Annotated in this window: 17 protein-coding genes and 1 pseudogene; 6 read left to right on the plus strand and 12 right to left on the minus strand. The window is 56.0% G+C overall.

Annotated elements, in window-relative coordinates:
- Positions 1–2: 2 nt before the first annotated feature.
- A complete protein-coding gene (cydB, locus tag EXN22_RS14080) occupies positions 3–977 on the plus strand; it encodes a cytochrome d ubiquinol oxidase subunit II (RefSeq protein ID WP_130264634.1) in 975 nt (324 codons plus the stop codon).
- A 43-nt stretch (positions 978–1,020) separates the two neighbouring features.
- Here cydB and EXN22_RS14085 read toward each other — a convergent pair whose 3' ends face one another.
- From EXN22_RS14085 to EXN22_RS14110, 6 genes are all read right to left on the minus strand, one after another.
- On the minus strand, positions 1,021–1,452 hold the full coding sequence (locus EXN22_RS14085; RefSeq protein WP_130264635.1) for a hypothetical protein: 432 nt from the start codon (positions 1,450–1,452) through the stop codon (positions 1,021–1,023).
- A gap of 364 nt (positions 1,453–1,816) precedes the next feature.
- Positions 1,817–2,674 (minus strand): SDR family oxidoreductase, encoded by an 858-nt coding sequence (locus EXN22_RS14090; RefSeq protein ID WP_130264636.1) that lies wholly within the window; start codon positions 2,672–2,674, stop codon positions 1,817–1,819.
- A 77-nt stretch (positions 2,675–2,751) separates the two neighbouring features.
- Positions 2,752–3,291 (minus strand): type 1 glutamine amidotransferase domain-containing protein, encoded by a 540-nt coding sequence (locus tag EXN22_RS14095; protein WP_130264637.1) that lies wholly within the window; start codon positions 3,289–3,291, stop codon positions 2,752–2,754.
- Positions 3,292–3,469: 178 nt separating this feature from the next.
- Positions 3,470–3,856 (minus strand): NUDIX domain-containing protein, encoded by a 387-nt coding sequence (locus tag EXN22_RS14100; RefSeq protein WP_130264638.1) that lies wholly within the window; start codon positions 3,854–3,856, stop codon positions 3,470–3,472.
- A gap of 155 nt (positions 3,857–4,011) precedes the next feature.
- Complete coding sequence (locus tag EXN22_RS14105) at positions 4,012–5,385, minus strand: cation:proton antiporter (RefSeq protein WP_130264639.1); 1,374 nt, start codon at positions 5,383–5,385, stop codon at positions 4,012–4,014.
- Between the two features lie 139 nt (positions 5,386–5,524).
- The gene (locus EXN22_RS14110; RefSeq protein ID WP_130266822.1) at positions 5,525–6,028 is read right to left on the minus strand and encodes a DUF4142 domain-containing protein; all 504 of its coding nucleotides are present in this window, start codon (positions 6,026–6,028) and stop codon (positions 5,525–5,527) included.
- Between the two features lie 235 nt (positions 6,029–6,263).
- Here EXN22_RS14110 and EXN22_RS14115 point away from each other — a divergent pair, with 235 nt between their 5' ends.
- Positions 6,264–6,470 carry a hypothetical protein gene (locus EXN22_RS14115; RefSeq protein ID WP_407691974.1) on the plus strand — a complete coding sequence of 69 codons (207 nt, stop codon included), beginning with the start codon at positions 6,264–6,266 and terminating at the stop codon, positions 6,468–6,470.
- Here EXN22_RS14115 and EXN22_RS14120 read toward each other — a convergent pair.
- Genes EXN22_RS14120 through EXN22_RS26165 form a run of 4 tightly spaced genes read right to left on the minus strand, consistent with a single transcriptional unit; the run spans position 6,459 to position 9,961 of the window.
- Complete coding sequence (locus tag EXN22_RS14120) at positions 6,459–7,562, minus strand: carboxylate-amine ligase (protein WP_130264641.1); 1,104 nt, start codon at positions 7,560–7,562, stop codon at positions 6,459–6,461. The two genes, EXN22_RS14115 and EXN22_RS14120, sit on opposite strands and share 12 nt — an antisense overlap.
- On the minus strand, positions 7,559–8,512 hold the full coding sequence (locus EXN22_RS14125) for a methyltransferase (RefSeq protein ID WP_130264642.1): 954 nt from the start codon (positions 8,510–8,512) through the stop codon (positions 7,559–7,561). The genes EXN22_RS14120 and EXN22_RS14125 overlap by 4 nt, the downstream gene beginning before the upstream one ends.
- On the minus strand, positions 8,503–9,813 hold the full coding sequence (locus EXN22_RS14130) for an iron-containing redox enzyme family protein (protein WP_130264643.1): 1,311 nt from the start codon (positions 9,811–9,813) through the stop codon (positions 8,503–8,505). Before EXN22_RS14130 ends, EXN22_RS14125 begins: the two co-directional genes overlap by 10 nt.
- Positions 9,800–9,961 (minus strand): hypothetical protein, encoded by a 162-nt coding sequence (locus tag EXN22_RS26165; RefSeq protein WP_165392211.1) that lies wholly within the window; start codon positions 9,959–9,961, stop codon positions 9,800–9,802. The genes EXN22_RS14130 and EXN22_RS26165 overlap by 14 nt, the downstream gene beginning before the upstream one ends.
- A gap of 125 nt (positions 9,962–10,086) precedes the next feature.
- Between EXN22_RS26165 and EXN22_RS14135 the strand changes: the two are divergent.
- Positions 10,087–10,452 (plus strand): annotated as a pseudogene (locus EXN22_RS14135) (IS66 family transposase); the annotation flags it as partial.
- 54 nt (positions 10,453–10,506) lie between these two features.
- Here the strand turns inward: EXN22_RS14135 and EXN22_RS14140 are convergent.
- A complete protein-coding gene (locus EXN22_RS14140) occupies positions 10,507–10,944 on the minus strand; it encodes an acetyltransferase (RefSeq protein ID WP_130266823.1) in 438 nt (145 codons plus the stop codon).
- Between the two features lie 681 nt (positions 10,945–11,625).
- Between EXN22_RS14140 and EXN22_RS14145 the strand changes: the two genes are divergently transcribed.
- The 3 genes from EXN22_RS14145 to EXN22_RS14155 all read left to right on the plus strand — a co-directional run bounded on the left by EXN22_RS14145 (position 11,626) and on the right by EXN22_RS14155 (position 13,681).
- On the plus strand, positions 11,626–12,102 hold the full coding sequence (locus EXN22_RS14145; RefSeq protein WP_130264644.1) for a hypothetical protein: 477 nt from the start codon (positions 11,626–11,628) through the stop codon (positions 12,100–12,102).
- Between the two features lie 163 nt (positions 12,103–12,265).
- Positions 12,266–12,745, plus strand: a complete 480-nt coding sequence (locus tag EXN22_RS14150; RefSeq protein WP_130264645.1) for a hypothetical protein — start codon at positions 12,266–12,268, stop codon at positions 12,743–12,745.
- A gap of 579 nt (positions 12,746–13,324) precedes the next feature.
- Positions 13,325–13,681, plus strand: a complete 357-nt coding sequence (locus tag EXN22_RS14155) for a hypothetical protein (RefSeq protein WP_130264646.1) — start codon at positions 13,325–13,327, stop codon at positions 13,679–13,681.
- Positions 13,682–13,817: 136 nt separating this feature from the next.
- On the opposite strand, the gene EXN22_RS14160 is transcribed toward EXN22_RS14155, so the two are convergent.
- On the minus strand, positions 13,818–15,224 hold the full coding sequence (locus EXN22_RS14160) for a glycosaminoglycan attachment protein (protein WP_130264647.1): 1,407 nt from the start codon (positions 15,222–15,224) through the stop codon (positions 13,818–13,820).
- Positions 15,225–15,275 lie beyond the last annotated feature (51 nt).

The following is a 15,275-nucleotide window of genomic DNA, read 5'->3' on the forward strand; positions in this document are numbered from 1 at the left end:
GATTGGCTGACCTGCTTAGCGCCGCCGCGCTGGCGTTCTCGGTGCTGGTCTACGTGCTGCTGGACGGCACCGACCTAGGCGTCGGCCTGCTCATTGCGGGTCAACGGCGTGTCGAACAGCGGGAGATCATGGTGCGCACGCTCCTGCCGGTGTGGGATGCCAATGAGACCTGGCTGGTGCTCGGCGGCGGCGGGCTGCTGGCCCTGTTTCCCATGGCCTACAGCATCTTGCTGCCAGCCCTCTACCTGCCTTTTTTGCTGATGTTCATGGCCTTGATCCTGCGCGCGGTCGGCCTTGAATTCCGCGAGCATGTGGTGAACAAGGGCTTAGCGGATGCGGCGTTGCTGTTGGGCTCGCTCATCGCCACCCTGTGCCAGGGGGTGATTCTGGGCACGCTGATGCAAGGCGTGCCGCACAACGATGGCCAGTACAGTGGCAATGGCCGGGAATGGCTGGCGCCGTTTCCTATGGCCTGTGCAGTGGCGCTGGTGGTGGGTTACGCGTGGCTGGGCGCCTGCTGGCTCTACTGGCGATGCGAAGGGGATTTGCAGCGACGGGCTAAACACCATGCCCAGATATTCTGCGCCTTGTCCATCCTGGCGCTGGGTGGGGTACTGGCCTTGACCCTGCAACTCGATGAGCGTTATTGGCAGCGCCTGACCCAGCCGTGGCTGCTGATTGCCACCGGGAGCCTGAGCGTGGCGCTGCTGGCGGGGTTCGCACGGTCTTGGCGCGCGGCGCGCCACTGGCAGCCGCTGAGTTGTGCACTGGGCATGATCGTCATGGCTTTCACGCTGATGCTGGTTGCGCTCTTTCCGCAGGTGATCCCGCCATCGCTGACGCTTGCGCAAGCGGCGGCTGCGCCCTCGACTCAGCTCTTCGTGCTGAGCGGCTTGGTGCTGCTGGTGCCGATCACGCTCGCTTACAACACCTGGGGATTCAAGGTGTTTTCAGGAAAGGTCGGCCCCCCAGGGTAAGGTGCGCCGGGTATTGTCAACGATGGCAACGACTTGTCCCTCATTATTGAGTCTGCCAGGTGCCGTCGCTGCGTTCGCAATCACTGCGGGCTTGGCCCAGGTGCTCCATGTCGTAGTACCAGGTTATGACACGGGCATCGCTGGTCAGCGGTAGACGCTCCGGTGTGACGTCGCGTCCTGCGGATTTTGGGTTGCTCAAGGACTCTTGGGTAAGCGGCGCACTGCAAACGCCAATACTGCCGTCAGCGCATTTCAATACTTTGCGCTTTTCGGCGCTGACCATTTCTTTACTCTCGTTGCTGCAGGACCAGTCGATGGCATCAGCTGGCATGTTGCTGTAACTGTAGCAAGTATGTCGTTCAATCGACTTTACAGCCTCGCTGGAGGAGCGGCTGACTACATCACAAGCATCGGCGAAGACCTCGCTGGTGACCAGGCTGCCGAGTATTAGTAAGAGAGAACACGTGGTACGCATCAGACACCTACCCGAGCGGTGAGCCCTGCTATTCAGTTCTATTTTTGCTTCGGATACAACGGTCCATTGGTCTGGAAATTGAGAAATGGATGTTTCATGCCTACGCCAACTCACAAAACCTGAGTAGCGCTACAGGGTAGAGTCTATCTTCTGGCCAAAGGTTTAACTTTTCGAGTTTTAGGATCGGGGTCATTCCAAAACCGGAGCACCGGCAAAGGGGCAGGGCGAAGAAGAACGTGACAACGATGCACACCGACCAGATGGCACGTCAGGAACTGTCCACGATTCGACCGCGCAAAAGACGGCCAGGGAAGAGGTGCACAAGAAGCGCTGAGGCCCGAGTCGGCGAGCCTCAGCATTGCGCTCAGAGGATGGGTTTTCCTCCAGTTACGCCATAGCGAGAGCCGGAGATGTAGCTGGCTTCATCAGAACCGAGCAGAACGTAAATCGGAGCGACCTCAACCGGTTGTCCGGGCCGCCCCATTGGGTAGCCGGATCCGAATTTTTTGACGGCTTCATCGGGCATGGTAGCTGGGATCAGCGGTGTCCAGATCGGGCCGGGCGCCACGCTGTTTACTCTTATTCCTTTTTTCCCCAGCAGTTGAGCGAGGCCTGCCGTGAAATTGGCAATGGCACCTTTGGTCGTCGCATAAGCCAGCAGAGTGGGCGATGGGTCATCGGAGTTCACCGAACTGGTGTTGATGATCGAACTGCCTTCGGGCATCGAGGCCAACGCCCGTTGGCAGATGCGGAAAATGGCGGTGATATTGACGTCGAAGGTCATTACCCACTCGTCATCCGCGATCTCTTCGAGCGATTCATGGGCCATCTGGAACGCTGCATTGTTGACCAGGATGTCGATACGACCGAACTTTTCAACGGTCTTATCGACGATGTCATAGCAATGCCGCTTCTCAGCCAAGTCACCAGGTAAAAGCAGACATTGTCGGCCTGCGGCTTCCACCCAGCGCGCGGTTTCCTGCGCATCTTCATGTTCATTGAGATAGGCAATGGCAACGTCTGCTCCCTCGCGGGCATAAGCAATGGCCACGGCACGCCCGATCCCGCTGTCGGCACCCGTAATCAGTGCGATCTTGCGCTCAAGCCGATTATGACCAACATAAGTTTCCTCGCCACAGTCAGGATAGGGCTCCATCTTGCGTTGGGAGCCTGGGACGCTTTGGGGTTGGGATGGGAAGGGAGGGGTAGGGTAGGTACGCATGGTAGCTCTCCTGCAGTTGGGAAGGCTCATGTAGGTTTGACTCCGGGCCGGTAATACCCGACAAGGGGCCACCAGGCTCAACCCGTGAGCGCCCTGATCAACTGCTCATTGAAAGCAGGAATATCATCAGGCTGGCGACTGGTGATCAGGTTGCCATCTACTACCACCTCTTCATCCACCCAATTTCCGCCGGCGTTGCGGATATCGTCCTGCAAGGTCTTGTAGCTGGTCATCCGCTTGCCCTTGGCCAAGCCACTCGACACCAGCAGCCAGGCGCCGTGACAGATTACTGCCAGCGGCTTGCCGGCTGCGTCATGGCTTTTGACCAGCTTTTGTGCGCCAGGGATCAGTCGAATCGTGTCGGAGTTTTGCACGCCGCCGGGCAGTACCAAGGCATCGTAGAGATCGAAGTTGGCACTTTCGAAGGTTGCATCCACCGCAAATTCGTCGGCGGGTTTGTCATGATTCCAACCGCGCACCGTGCCATCTTTTGCACTCAGGATATCGACCACCGCGCCGCTCTGTTCCAGAGCCTCGCGAGGGCCGGTCAATTCCACCTGCTCAAAACCATCGGTAACCAGAAAGGCCACACGTTTACCATTCAATTGTGCACTCATCGCTTCATCTCCATTTATCCATAGGTCTGAACCAGAAGGCCCTCAGCAAGGAAGCAAAGTTCCGGCGCAATGCCTCAGCGGTTGATGCCTGCAAGGCTTACCGGTTAAGTAGCGTAAAGTTCAGCGCAACCTGTTCAGCGGTGTATAACGTTTCGGCGCAGCTCGGGTGACGCGGGTTTCAATTTCGGTTTCTGAGAAAGCGCTCTGCGCGCGATATCAAATCGAGGTTATTCGGCTTTACGTTGACCAGTTCCAGTTCGCTGGGGGTAAACCAGCGGCATTCCACAATCTCATCGGACGGATGCGGCACTATCGTGGGCTCGACCGGCATCTGATAGAGATAGTGTTCTTCGGATTGGTAGACGTAGTGGCCGATGAATTTGGCGCTACTCAATTGCAGAGTGGTTTCTTCACTCAGCTCACGCCGGGCAGCCTCTAGGTGTTCCTCACCGGGCTCAATCTTTCCACCGGGAAGTGACCATTCGGGAGCCTCTTTACGCACGAACAGAATCCTCCCCCCTTGCGTGCAGATCACCGTTGAATGCAGCTCTTTCGACTCATTCATGATTTTCTCCTCCACTTTCTACAAGTGGCCAGTGGACACGTGCGGAAGTTCAAACGGGGCGACCACCAGAGCCCCCAAGTGGCCTCGACTGATGTAGCCAGAGCACAGCGCCAACACGGGATCGTGGCAGATACCCTAGAGGGTGCTCAGCGATACTATTTTCGGTCAGGAACAGCGGCCTGGCTTCGCTGACCTGGCCTGGCGCGTTCGTAAAAGGTAAGGAGTGGTTGGGTACTTATCCCATGCAGTACGATGCTCAAGGCCACCACTGAAAGCGCAAAGCGACTGCTCTCCATCGCCATGCCTGGGGGCAAACCGTGGTTGAGTGAGTAGAAAAGGTAGTAGAAGCTCCCGATGCCCCGAATGCCGAACCACCCCAAGAGGCTCTTCTGGTGCAGGTCCAGGCGACTGCGCGCTGTCACCAGCAGCACACCCAGCGGTCGGATCAGCACAAACAGCATCGCCGCCACGATCAGCGCTCGGCCGTCCCAGTAGTCCGCGAGCACCACGCCAAGAAGAGTTACCAGTAGCACCTCCATCGCTCGCTCCACCAGGTTGCCGAAGGCGAGCATGTCTCCGAGCATGATCCCAGCCGCCACCTGCGAATCCTCCAACCCATCGATATCGCCTTTCACTGCATGTTCGGGCGCGACATGTTGATGCCCGACCACGGGTTGTACCAGGTGCTCAGCAGGTTCATGTGTCACCGGGGTTGTGTGTACTTCCGCCTGGCGTAATCCTAGTCCGGCGGCGAACACGGCGAGGAAACCATAACCACCGATCAACGCGGCCACCACATAAGCCAGCGCGATGAGCGCTAGCGTGAGGTAATCGTTTGGTGAGACGGTGCTCTCGTTGTATCGGGTACGTAGGTAGAGGGTCAGCCAACCCAAACCTCTGCCCATCCAATACCCGCATATCAGGCCGGCTGGAACGGCCCAGAGCACATCGTGCAGCAGCCAGGCTGGCCACCATTGCTCATGCCCGCCTTCATGCTGCACCAGCAATAGGCCGAGAATCACAAACGCAAAGGCGACGCCATCATTGAGTCCGGCTTCTCCGGACAGACTGAAGCGTACAGGATCCCTGTCCTGAGCATCACTGACCTGAACCAGGTTCGCTAGCACCGGATCTGTGGGAGCGAGTATCGCCCCAATCAACACCGAAACACCCCAACCCATGCCCAGGCCGAAATGCAGAAGGAGGCTAACGCCAGCGATGCAGATCAACATGACCGGGCCGGCCAGGCCGAAGGCAATCCGCCAGCTCCGGCTACGCAAAGGCAGTCGCAACTTCAGCCCGCTGACAAAAAGGGAAAACAGCACAGCGACTTCGGTGAGGTGTTCCATCCAGCCCGAGGCCTGGGACAGATCAAGCCGCAGCAGGCCCAGGCCAGCGGGGCCCAGGGCAGCCCCTAACCCAAGACATACTACCGAGGTGGACACCGGCAGCCAGCGCAGGTAGGCGGAGGTCAAGGCCAGTAGCAGCAGGACAACACCCATTACAGCGACCCAGACAATGAAGTTCATGCCCTTCGCTCCGCAACTTCCGGCGTGTTTTCGTGTGTGGAGCGAGGACCGGAACATTACATCATGTGAGTAGCCGGTCGCCTTCGTGCCCTCCCTGAAAGGCGGAATTACACCTCGCTATGCTCCACCTCCACAGGTTTCATTCCTTCTGTCCATGTTTGGCCTGAAGCTGCTTGGCCTGTTCAAGGTGATGCTCAAGCTTGGGCAAAGCCTCGCTGGCAAACGCTTTGAGGTCAGCATTGTCGGACGAATTGGCTTCCTTCTTGAAAAGTGCCACTGCCTTTTCATGGGCATCGACCTGGTTGTTGAGGTACGAGCGGTCAAAGGACTCTTCGCGCCATTCCAATATCACACTCTTGGCCTTGTCGATCATCGCGGCTTCATCTGGAACGGTGATGTCATGCTTGCGTGCGATATCCCCCAGCTCCTGGTTTGCGCGTGTGTGATCGGTGACCATTTGTTGAGCGAATGCTGTGATATCGGGATTCTTGCTCTTTTCCTTGGCCAGATTGCCTGCCACGACTTCGGCAATACCTGCTTCGGTGGCGGAATTGACGAAGTCGGATGAAGTTGACGCCAGAGCATGGGTCGAAGCCAGGCCCAGTACGATGGAAAAACCGAATCGCTTGAGGAATGGATACATAGCTCGCTCCAAGGAAGGGGACGCGACGACAGCGTCGTTAAAGAATGGGATCTTTTCGATTGGCAAAGGTTTAATTTTTTCGACATCCAGAACAATGGAACGATGACTGCGTGACAAGGCTCAGACCTTCAAAGAGACTTCGAAGGTTGACCCTTAAAGCGCTGACAAATGAGGCGTACAAACGGTGAGCGGTGACGTAGTGGATACGCTGATTGACCTGGTGCAATGGCCTGCCATGCTGCTGACGGTTGCAGCGGCATGGTGTATTGGTTCGCGGCAGGCTGGACGCCGCCGGATTGGCTTCTGCTGTTTCATCAGCAGCAACGTGTTGTGGGTAATTTGGGGGTGGCATACGCAGGCATGGGCGCTGGTAGTGCTGCAGTTCTGCCTATGCTTTATGAACCTGCGTGGATGGAAGAAGAATACGCCTTCAGAGGGCTGACATTGCACTGTGCGTAAGTTGCTCGTCTATGACATCGCATAGAGCGCGTTCCTGAGTCAGGCCTCGCGCCAACGCGCGGTCGTAGGTTGCTAACTGCACATCGGCGCTCGTGCCTGAGGTGAGGATGTGCAGGGCGTGATCGATGTGGTCGGGCGCTACAGCGAACTGGGTCTGCAACTGGAGCAGCCAGGCCTGAGCCGACAATGGCGCGTGCGAAAGCGGATCGATGAAACGTCCGTCACGTCCGTGGCGCATTGCACGCCAGAGGTTTTCCTGAGTAACCCATTGCATCTCACGTGTGAGCTGAACGTCCTCCGAGCGGGTCTCAAGGCAGTGGGTAACCATTTGGTGAAATAAGAGCGCGATGCACAGCCCGTCTGCTAGCCGCGGGCAACCATCGGCGATGCGCAATTCTACGGTCGGGTAGCGCCGTGAAGGCCGGATAGCCCACCAACAATCAAACTCTGGTCGAGCCCCTGTGCGTTGCAGCAAATCGAGATAGTGTTCGTAGTCAGTCCAGTCGAGCAGACGCTCAGGCAGGCCCATTCGCGGCCATTCGTTGCACAACACACGACGGTAGCTGCGATAGCCAGTTAACTGCCCCTCCCAGAAAGGAGATGAGGTACTGAGTACCAGCAAAAGCGGCAGCCACGGCAATAGCTGATTGATAAGCCGTATTCGGTCATAACCTGGCGCAACTCCCACATGGATGTGCAGGCCACACACCAGACTCTGCCGAGCAACCTGCTGGTAATCCTCGAAGAGCTGGTGGTAGTGCTCGCCTGGCGCTGGCTGCTGGGCTTGCCAATTGCCCGAGGGATGGCTGCCGGCAGCGTAGATGCCAAGGCCATAAGTGGCCAAGCTCGATGACAGGCGTTGGCGAGCGCTACATACAAAGTCTTGCGCTTGCAGCCAATCGCCAAAGACCGGAGACGCCACTTCGATCTGGGACTTGTACATTTCCTGAGAAAAGTATTGTCCAAGCGCCTCATGGCAAGCGGTGAGGGCTCCGGCGGCAGGCTCAGCGACTACCCGCCGACTATCCAGATCGACCAGCAGGAATTCCTCCTCAATTCCGAACCCCGGCTTCATTTGCGGCGAGTCACGCTGAGCGAAACGGCAGCAATGCGCTCAACGTATTGATAACCGGGTTCGAGCAACTGCTCACCAAATACGTCTGGATCTACCTCTTGGTAACTCCAGACCCATTCTGAGGACTGCAGCAGGCTTTTGACCGCGTTATAGAACGGATCTTGGCCGTCCACTATTGCAGACCCTGAATAGAGAAGCAGGGTACCTCCCGCCGCCAAGCGCTCTAGGGACTCTTCCACTATACGCAGGGCTAAACCTTCTCCCAGCGTGCCGCCTCCATGACGATAAGTGCGCTCTCCCGCATCGAGCATGTAGGGTGGGTTGCAGACAATCAGATCGAAGGTGCCAGTGATGCCGTGCAGCACATCACTGTGTTCTATCGAGACATTGGCTAACTCCGCCAGAGCGACATTGATGGCGGTATAGCGCAGCGCCAGATCGTTGATGTCGACTGCCGTTACCTGGGCGTGACGACGCGCGGTGGCAATCAGGATGGCCCCGATTCCGGTACCGCAGCCTATCTCGATCGCGTGGTTTATTTCACCTGCGTCTCGCTGCAAATGTGCCTGGATCACGTGAGCAAAGCGATAGCTGTCAGGCCCAAAGAACACCGCGTCGTGCGAAAGGGTGGGGTATCCGGAATGGAGAAATAGCCAATCGCCCAGCGTTGAAAAGCGCACGGTGCTACGCAACTGGCTGCCGTGCTTGTCGAGGATATTGGCCAGCCACATCTGTTTCAATTCGTCAGGTGAAAGGTTGCCAGGAAAAAATGACCGGTTCCAGCCGAACACATCGCGCAAGCTGTGGCTCTGGTTCGCTGGTGTTCGCTCAAGGTTGCGCTGTTGAGTGACTGGGGTTACACAGGTAAACGTGTATCCATCAGCAATCAAGCGCCGTCCTAACTGAAGGAGGGCGCTGTCGGCCTGGAGTTGTTCGGCTGTCAGTTCCATTCATGACCTCCACTCAACCCGGTCAGCCGACCATAGCGCCGGGTCGCCGCTAAACCGTCTGGCAGGGCGTGACGCGCACCTGCCATGTGAGCGAGCAGGACATCCAGTGCGACCTCCGATCCGAGATTTTCGTCGAGTTGTTCGAAGACGCTCTCCTGAACAGTTTTGTAGGCGCGACGAGTCGCACACCAATCACCTGCAATCCAGTCGTGAAGTAACTGCCTTTCATAAGGGCTGAATACCCCGAACATCAGCGCCGTGGGCCCTTCGACGAGTCGCCAGAAGCGGCTGTTGGCAGGATCCTGGCCACGTTTAATCCAGCCCTTGCGTTGCAGCGCGTTGAAGAGTTCGCCCATGCGACCTGGCTCCGCGAGCCATTGATTCACCGTGCGACCTTCGAGGCGGCAGTAGTCCGAATGCATGCGACTGCCAAAGTTGCGTTTACGCTCGAAGGATTCCAGCAGTTGGGTTTCAAGATCGAAGCCAGCAGCGATATCGGCGGCGCCCAAGCCCAGGTCATTGAGCCGATAACCCCTGCTCACACGACGATAGAAATCCCCCTGATCCTTGTCGGGCCATAGCTGATGGAGCGCTTGCACGGCCTTACACGCATGCCCGGTACTGGCGTTGTCGATGGTCACATGAAGTCGGAAGTAGTGTGGGTCAATCCCCAGTTCCTCCAGCTCGAATGCGGTCACCAGCAAGTGCAACGGCAACTGCTCGTAACCCAGGTTGTAGCCGATCACTTCCGGAAGAAAGGCGTCCACGTTGTAGCCTAATGCCAGTTGCAGTGCCCCCTGCAAATAGCGCTCTTGCGTCAAAGGGATGAGCTCATGGCAGCCGAGGGTGGAAAGCAATCGCTGGTAGATCAGCACATGATTGCAGGCTGGGTTACCGTCGCCGAGTTCTTCAAGGTATATGCGGATCAGCCCATGGTAACGGGCGTCCTCCCAATGGCGCAGTGTGCCGAACAACCAAGCGCCGTCAACGTTTTTGGTCGGGGCGACATGTTGGAGGAAATAGAGGGCGTGCGCGCGATTACTAAAATACTGTCGAGGAGCACCTTGGCGACGTTTTTCGAGGTAGCCGGCATACTGGTGGGCTACATTGGCGGCGCGTTGCGCAGTCCAATCGGCAATTCTCGTTGGATCGTCAGGAAGCTCATTTTCCAAACTGTCGGCTTGGCCGAGTTGCGTTTCGAGCCAAGAAGCGCTGCCCGAGGTGTCACCACGAAGCAGCGCATCGTAGCGAGTTTTCATGTTTTCTTTTTGCATTGAGAGGACTACGTCAGCGGCGCTCATTCGCTTTTTCCTCATCGGTGCTGGGCTGCTGCATTTGCAGCGAGGATTTGCTGCGGTCAGTCTCTTGGTCGATGTGCTTGGGTTCATCGAAGCAGCCCTGCAGGAGCAGGAAGCTCAAACACAGCAGGGAAGGGCGACCGAATTTCATAGGATTCACCTCTTGGCCATTTGGCAAGCATGCGCGATATAGATAGAGGCAATGGTTCGCTGGTTGAAGTTCAGACTGATCAACTCAGTGGGTTACAGGGTCCATCGATCAACTACGCCAGAAAGTTGCATAAGTGGATGCTGGCTCTGCGTGAGCTTGTGCCCGAGGGCTCGACCATGGTCAAGGCACTGGATTACAGCTTGAAACGCTGGGTAGCACTGACGCGCTACCTGGATCACGGTGGCGTTCCCATCGACAACAATGCCGTGGAGAACCAGATCAGGCCATGGGCGCTCGGTAGGTCGAACTGGCTCTTCGCCGGATCGCTACGCAGTGGTAAACGAGCCGCGGCGATCATGAGCCTGATCCAATCGGCGCGTATGAATGGGCATGATCCGTATGCCTATCTCAGAGATGTGCTGACCCGGCTGCCAACGCAGCGAGCCAGTGAGATCGGGCAATTGCTACCCAATCAATGGATGCCGGCCTGATGAATAATGAATCGCCCCGAAGCAGAAGCTTAGGAGCGATTCACGATTACAGCCCTAGCCGGGCAGACTCAGGTGCAGCAAGGGGAAGGGGCGGCCCTCGCCATCCAGCGGAGAACGGCCTGTTTGAACAAACCCGTAATGTAAATAGAACCCTACCGCTTCGGGGTTCTGTTCATTCACATCAACACTCATCTGACTGCGCGAACTGCGGGAATGATCCAGCAGTGCGCGGCCAATCCCTTTCCCTCGCAGATCTGGTTCGATGAAGAGCATCTCTACGTGGTTTTCATTGAGCCCTATGAACCCTAGCGGGCAGTCCTCGGCATCTACCGCAACCCATAATTCAACAGCGGGTAGGTAAATATCGCGGAGCTGAGGAAGCAATGCCTCGATATCGGATTCTTGCAGGAAGTGATGTGTGGCGCGAACGGAGCGCAGCCAAATGTTGAGCAGTTGCGGATGGTCGGCGTTAATAGCCTGACGAATGATCATAGAATCATCCTTTTCAATCATGGTGTCCATCTCGCCTGATATCGTTATCCCTCGGGAGCTCAAATGCTTCACAGCAGATAGAGTGAAAGGCTGCTGTGGCTCCTCCATTCGATACTGGTGGCGCTGCTTAAGTAGCTCACTTAACTGATGCGCGTCACTCAGCATCTGTTCTGATAGGCCTCGGCGGTTACTTTGCCGAGCTGCGACTAGCACATTTGCCTGCATGGATTGAAGCCCAGGCAAGATAAAATCGCGCAGGATGAAGTAGAACTCCAGCTGCCGGTTCATTGCATCGTCAGCTGGCTTGCGCAGCCGCTTCAAGCTTTCAGCAGACGCGTCAGAATTGTTAGGAATGCACAGTGCCTTTTGGCTATCCCTGATGACCCCTTCAAAAAAATCAGTCATCTGATTGGCGATCAACCCTTGTCGATAATCCTCTCGCAAAAGGTCGAGCAGCACATCCAGCTGGTTAATTGCTGCAATATCAATCTTTAAACTGGCATGTTGCACCTGATGCTCCATTGCATTCAGTGTCCTTTCTACAGGAACGATGCAAAACTGCTGAAAAGTATATGAGAAGGCAAACGTCTCTTTGTCCAGCATTCCCAGGCAACCCTCATAGACCTGAATCAACTGATCATTCAGAATCTGGAACAGAAGCATGCACATGCTCGTGATGCCATGGAGCATTACCGAAGTGCGATCAAGGAGCAGCGCGAACAAGAAGAGCGTCGTCACGAGACACAGCTTCAGCAACTGCAGCACGAACTGCTGCAACTGCAGCAAACCCTCATGGTGCGCCAGGATGACCTCACGCGACTCATCCGTGACAACGAACGTTTGCTGGGGGAGGCGCGCCAGCACAGCAAGCTGGCTTATCAGAACCAAGACGCGTTGAAGCGTCTCGAGGGAGACCTTGGCTTGGCGAACATGACTGCTGCCCGGGCCGAAGGCGCAAAAGAAATGCTTCAAGAGCAGTTGTCGAGTGCCAAGAAAGAGGCCGAGGATGCCAAGGCAGAAGCCTCCCAGCTAAGATCGACCTCCGAAAAGCTCAGCCAACAGCTCGCAGAAGCCATGGAATCCTTGGCGCTTGCCAAGAGCGCCGCACCTGCTGGTGACGCGCCGAGGAATGATGCATCACCAGCTACAGGCTCGTAGATATACGCAGCTCTTCATAGCGCTGCCTGGTGTCCGTTTGAGTAATGGAGCAGCAGGGAAAAACGTAGGTCTGTTTTGGTTTGACCGCCTCGCCTGACGGCGAGAAGCTTCATCACCTCGTTCCAACCGGGATCGAGACCGGTCTATAACCCTGGAGCAGTAAATGACCCCGCTACGACGCCTCTGCCTTCGGCTTACCGCAATCCCCTCTACGAACGAGGCGCTGATCGCTGCCGCAGTCTGTCCCATGCTTTTTGCTGTGTGCTGCCGGAGTACGCCTCAACTGGCTGAATATTTGAATGGGCTGGGACTGCACGTCACCATGTGGATGCTTTTCCTACAGGGGCTCGGGGTATACATCTTCCTGCTGGGCAAACATCAAACACTGGGGGGCTGGTACCGCAATCGTCATGCCGATCAGATTGAGCGGCATCGCCAGTTGACGGCGACCCACCAGTGCATGATCGTCGCCGGCTTGGCGGACACCCCAGAATTTCATCAGGTGGCATCAGAAAGAGAATTCCTTCGAGTCCGGCTAGGACACTTCCTTGAGCCCCTCGTCTTTTACCACAAGCTTGGCAAGCTGGGACGAGTCATGAAGCAGATTCACAGGCTGCTCGAGAGGATCGGCGGTAAGTCATGAGCCTTGGCACCAATGAATCACAATCACTAGGCCAAAGCCAAGCTCAGCAGACACGCTGACTCCAGGCGTACGAGTACCTGCAAATCGCCACCGCAGGTGCCCTCCATTCAATTTTTTCCGAGTGTAAGGTTGTATTTGCCAGCAAAGAGAAGGTGGCGGCAAAGCCGCCAAAGAAGGACGACCCTCTCCTGCACCCGTATCAATGCAACTTGTTTCATTACAGGATCCAAGACAAGAGCAGGGCAAAAACAGGAACAGGTAGCACCTAAGTTTCCGTTTCAGCACTGGCTCACGCGGAGGCCCCAGACCTCCGCTTTTTCTTTGCTCTCAAATATAAAAACTCCGTCTCGCTTGAAGTTTTTCAAGGGGGGAGGGGGTACACATATTTGATAAATGTGATGCGCGTCACGTTTTAGGCCAGGTCAGACGGGCTCCGTAGGACGCAGACCTAGCCTGCGCGATGGCCGTGGAGTCGTGGTAAGCGTTTGATGTCGGTTTTTGCACAGGAGGGGGTTGAGTCTCGCCAGGTGGCCACCATATTGACACTGCCCACCAACGGGTATGATGAGTTCTGCAACCATGCCAAAGCTCTTGAAAAGCGATCTGCGGTACGAGTACAGCTGGAAGGCCACGGAAGGTGACAATCCGCATCTGATCCATGAGGATGCGAAGCACCTGAGCCGTAAGGAGGGCTACGAGATGCTTACCTTCCTGAACAACCTAGGCCTGTCGTCTGACAAAATGAAAGTCGAGTATGGGGAAGGATCCGACTTGTCGAAGGATAACCGCCTGTACGTCGAGTGGATGCTCAAAGAGCATTTCAAGTCGACGTCCCCTGGGCGTGGCAAGGTAACGGAATGGCTCAATGCCAACTGGAGGGAGCTGAAGAAATCCTTCACCGCCCTGAAGCCTGAACTGAAAACTACCAAAGCCTGATCGAGGCAGGAGGGCCCTGTGAGTAGCAGAAGGGCTCTCCGTTTGGATTGGCCATGTTGAGCTAGAGCACGCCAACCGGAATGCCTAGCTTTCAGCGTTCAAACGCACCCGAATTGCCGAGCGCCAAGCTGCTCTCTCAGTCGCTGCGACCCGGTTTTCTACGCTCCCATTCCTCATCACTCACAACGTTGGCGATCGTAGTCATCGAGGAGTAGACGTGAAACTCAGGGAGATGGCTCACAATCTGGTCATCCTCAAAGTAGTGGTGTGCGATCGACGGGAAGAGGCCCTCCGGCACTGGGTATAGGGCATTGGGGTTATGGAACATATTCATGCCTTCGGCCCAGGTTTCCCCGCAACTTTCGTTGACCTCATAAGCGAACATTTTAGGCATCGACGCGTTGGGGTCATGGTCGTGATAGGTGCCCATACGGAACAGCATGACGTGGTCGTCTCCAAAGCCCGCTTGCTTTCCCATCCGGTTGAACTTGGATATGGTGCCGCTTGCCGAGAACATGATTGCACTGATGTTCTCTGCGCCTTCCTGGAAGAAGAAGCCGGACGGAATTTCCTTGCTGCCTAGGATGTGCTTATCGATTTTCTGCGGGGTGATGATGAGTTTCCCTGACTCGTCATAATGATGGTCATGATGCACACCGTAGAGGTAGTTGATCAGGGCTGTGGACGTCCAAAGCATCGACTGATTTTCGTGGAAATCCGCGATGGCTATTACCAGGGGCTTGCCAGCTACGTGCTCAAGCTCCCAATACTTCTTCTGCAGCTTGGAGAAAAGCGGGCTCCCGAACCTGATGGGCATTTCATCCCGTGTCTTTTCATTAATTTGCTCCGGTGTCATCTCAGGGATCTTGTCGAAGTCGAGCTCCGAAATTTGGCCCTTGCGCCCAACGATGGTTGCCTCGATCGCGACGGTGTGTCCGTATTTTTGAACGATGAAATCCGGTGCATAGTGGTCGCGGTCGAAGAATAGCCCTTCCTCCACGAGGTAGGCGTTCAGGTAGAGCTCCCACACCCTGGCATCAAAGCCTGTGGTCTGGAATTGTTCGATGAAATTGCCGTCGATATCCACATAGTGAGGCATCATCTCCCGAATGATGCCCCTTGCCGCTGTATGGGAAGGTTGAGATGACAGGAGTCGAAAATAGGGGTGAAGCTTTTCTTCTGCTTTGATCGGGGTGAAGAGATCCATCACTTCACCGGTTTCATCGGCTTGTTCGAAAACCGTCTGACCGCTCAGTGTCACAGCCGTAATGCCATCTACAAGCCAGCCCTGAGCTTGTTGAGGCGTTTGCATCGAAACCTTTTGGTCGAAGCAGCGATAGCGGCCAACGGCATCTCTCCCAAGCAAGATAGCTGTGAAATCCTTGTCGAAGAAATCAATCAGAAGCACGCCTAGGACAGTTTCGTCCTCATTGGAGAACCACCCAATTTCCCTGGTGAAAAGCTCAGTCATCGGGCTACGAGACTGCCCGATGAGGGCCGAAAAGCGCTTCAAGTCCATTTTCTTGATTACTACACTCGTCATACGCTTCTCCACGTTAAGTGATGCGAAACCGTTTGCAGGATGAGTAGGATC

The organism is Pseudomonas tructae, from assembly GCF_004214895.1.
GTDB lineage: Bacteria > Pseudomonadota > Gammaproteobacteria > Pseudomonadales > Pseudomonadaceae > Aquipseudomonas > Aquipseudomonas tructae.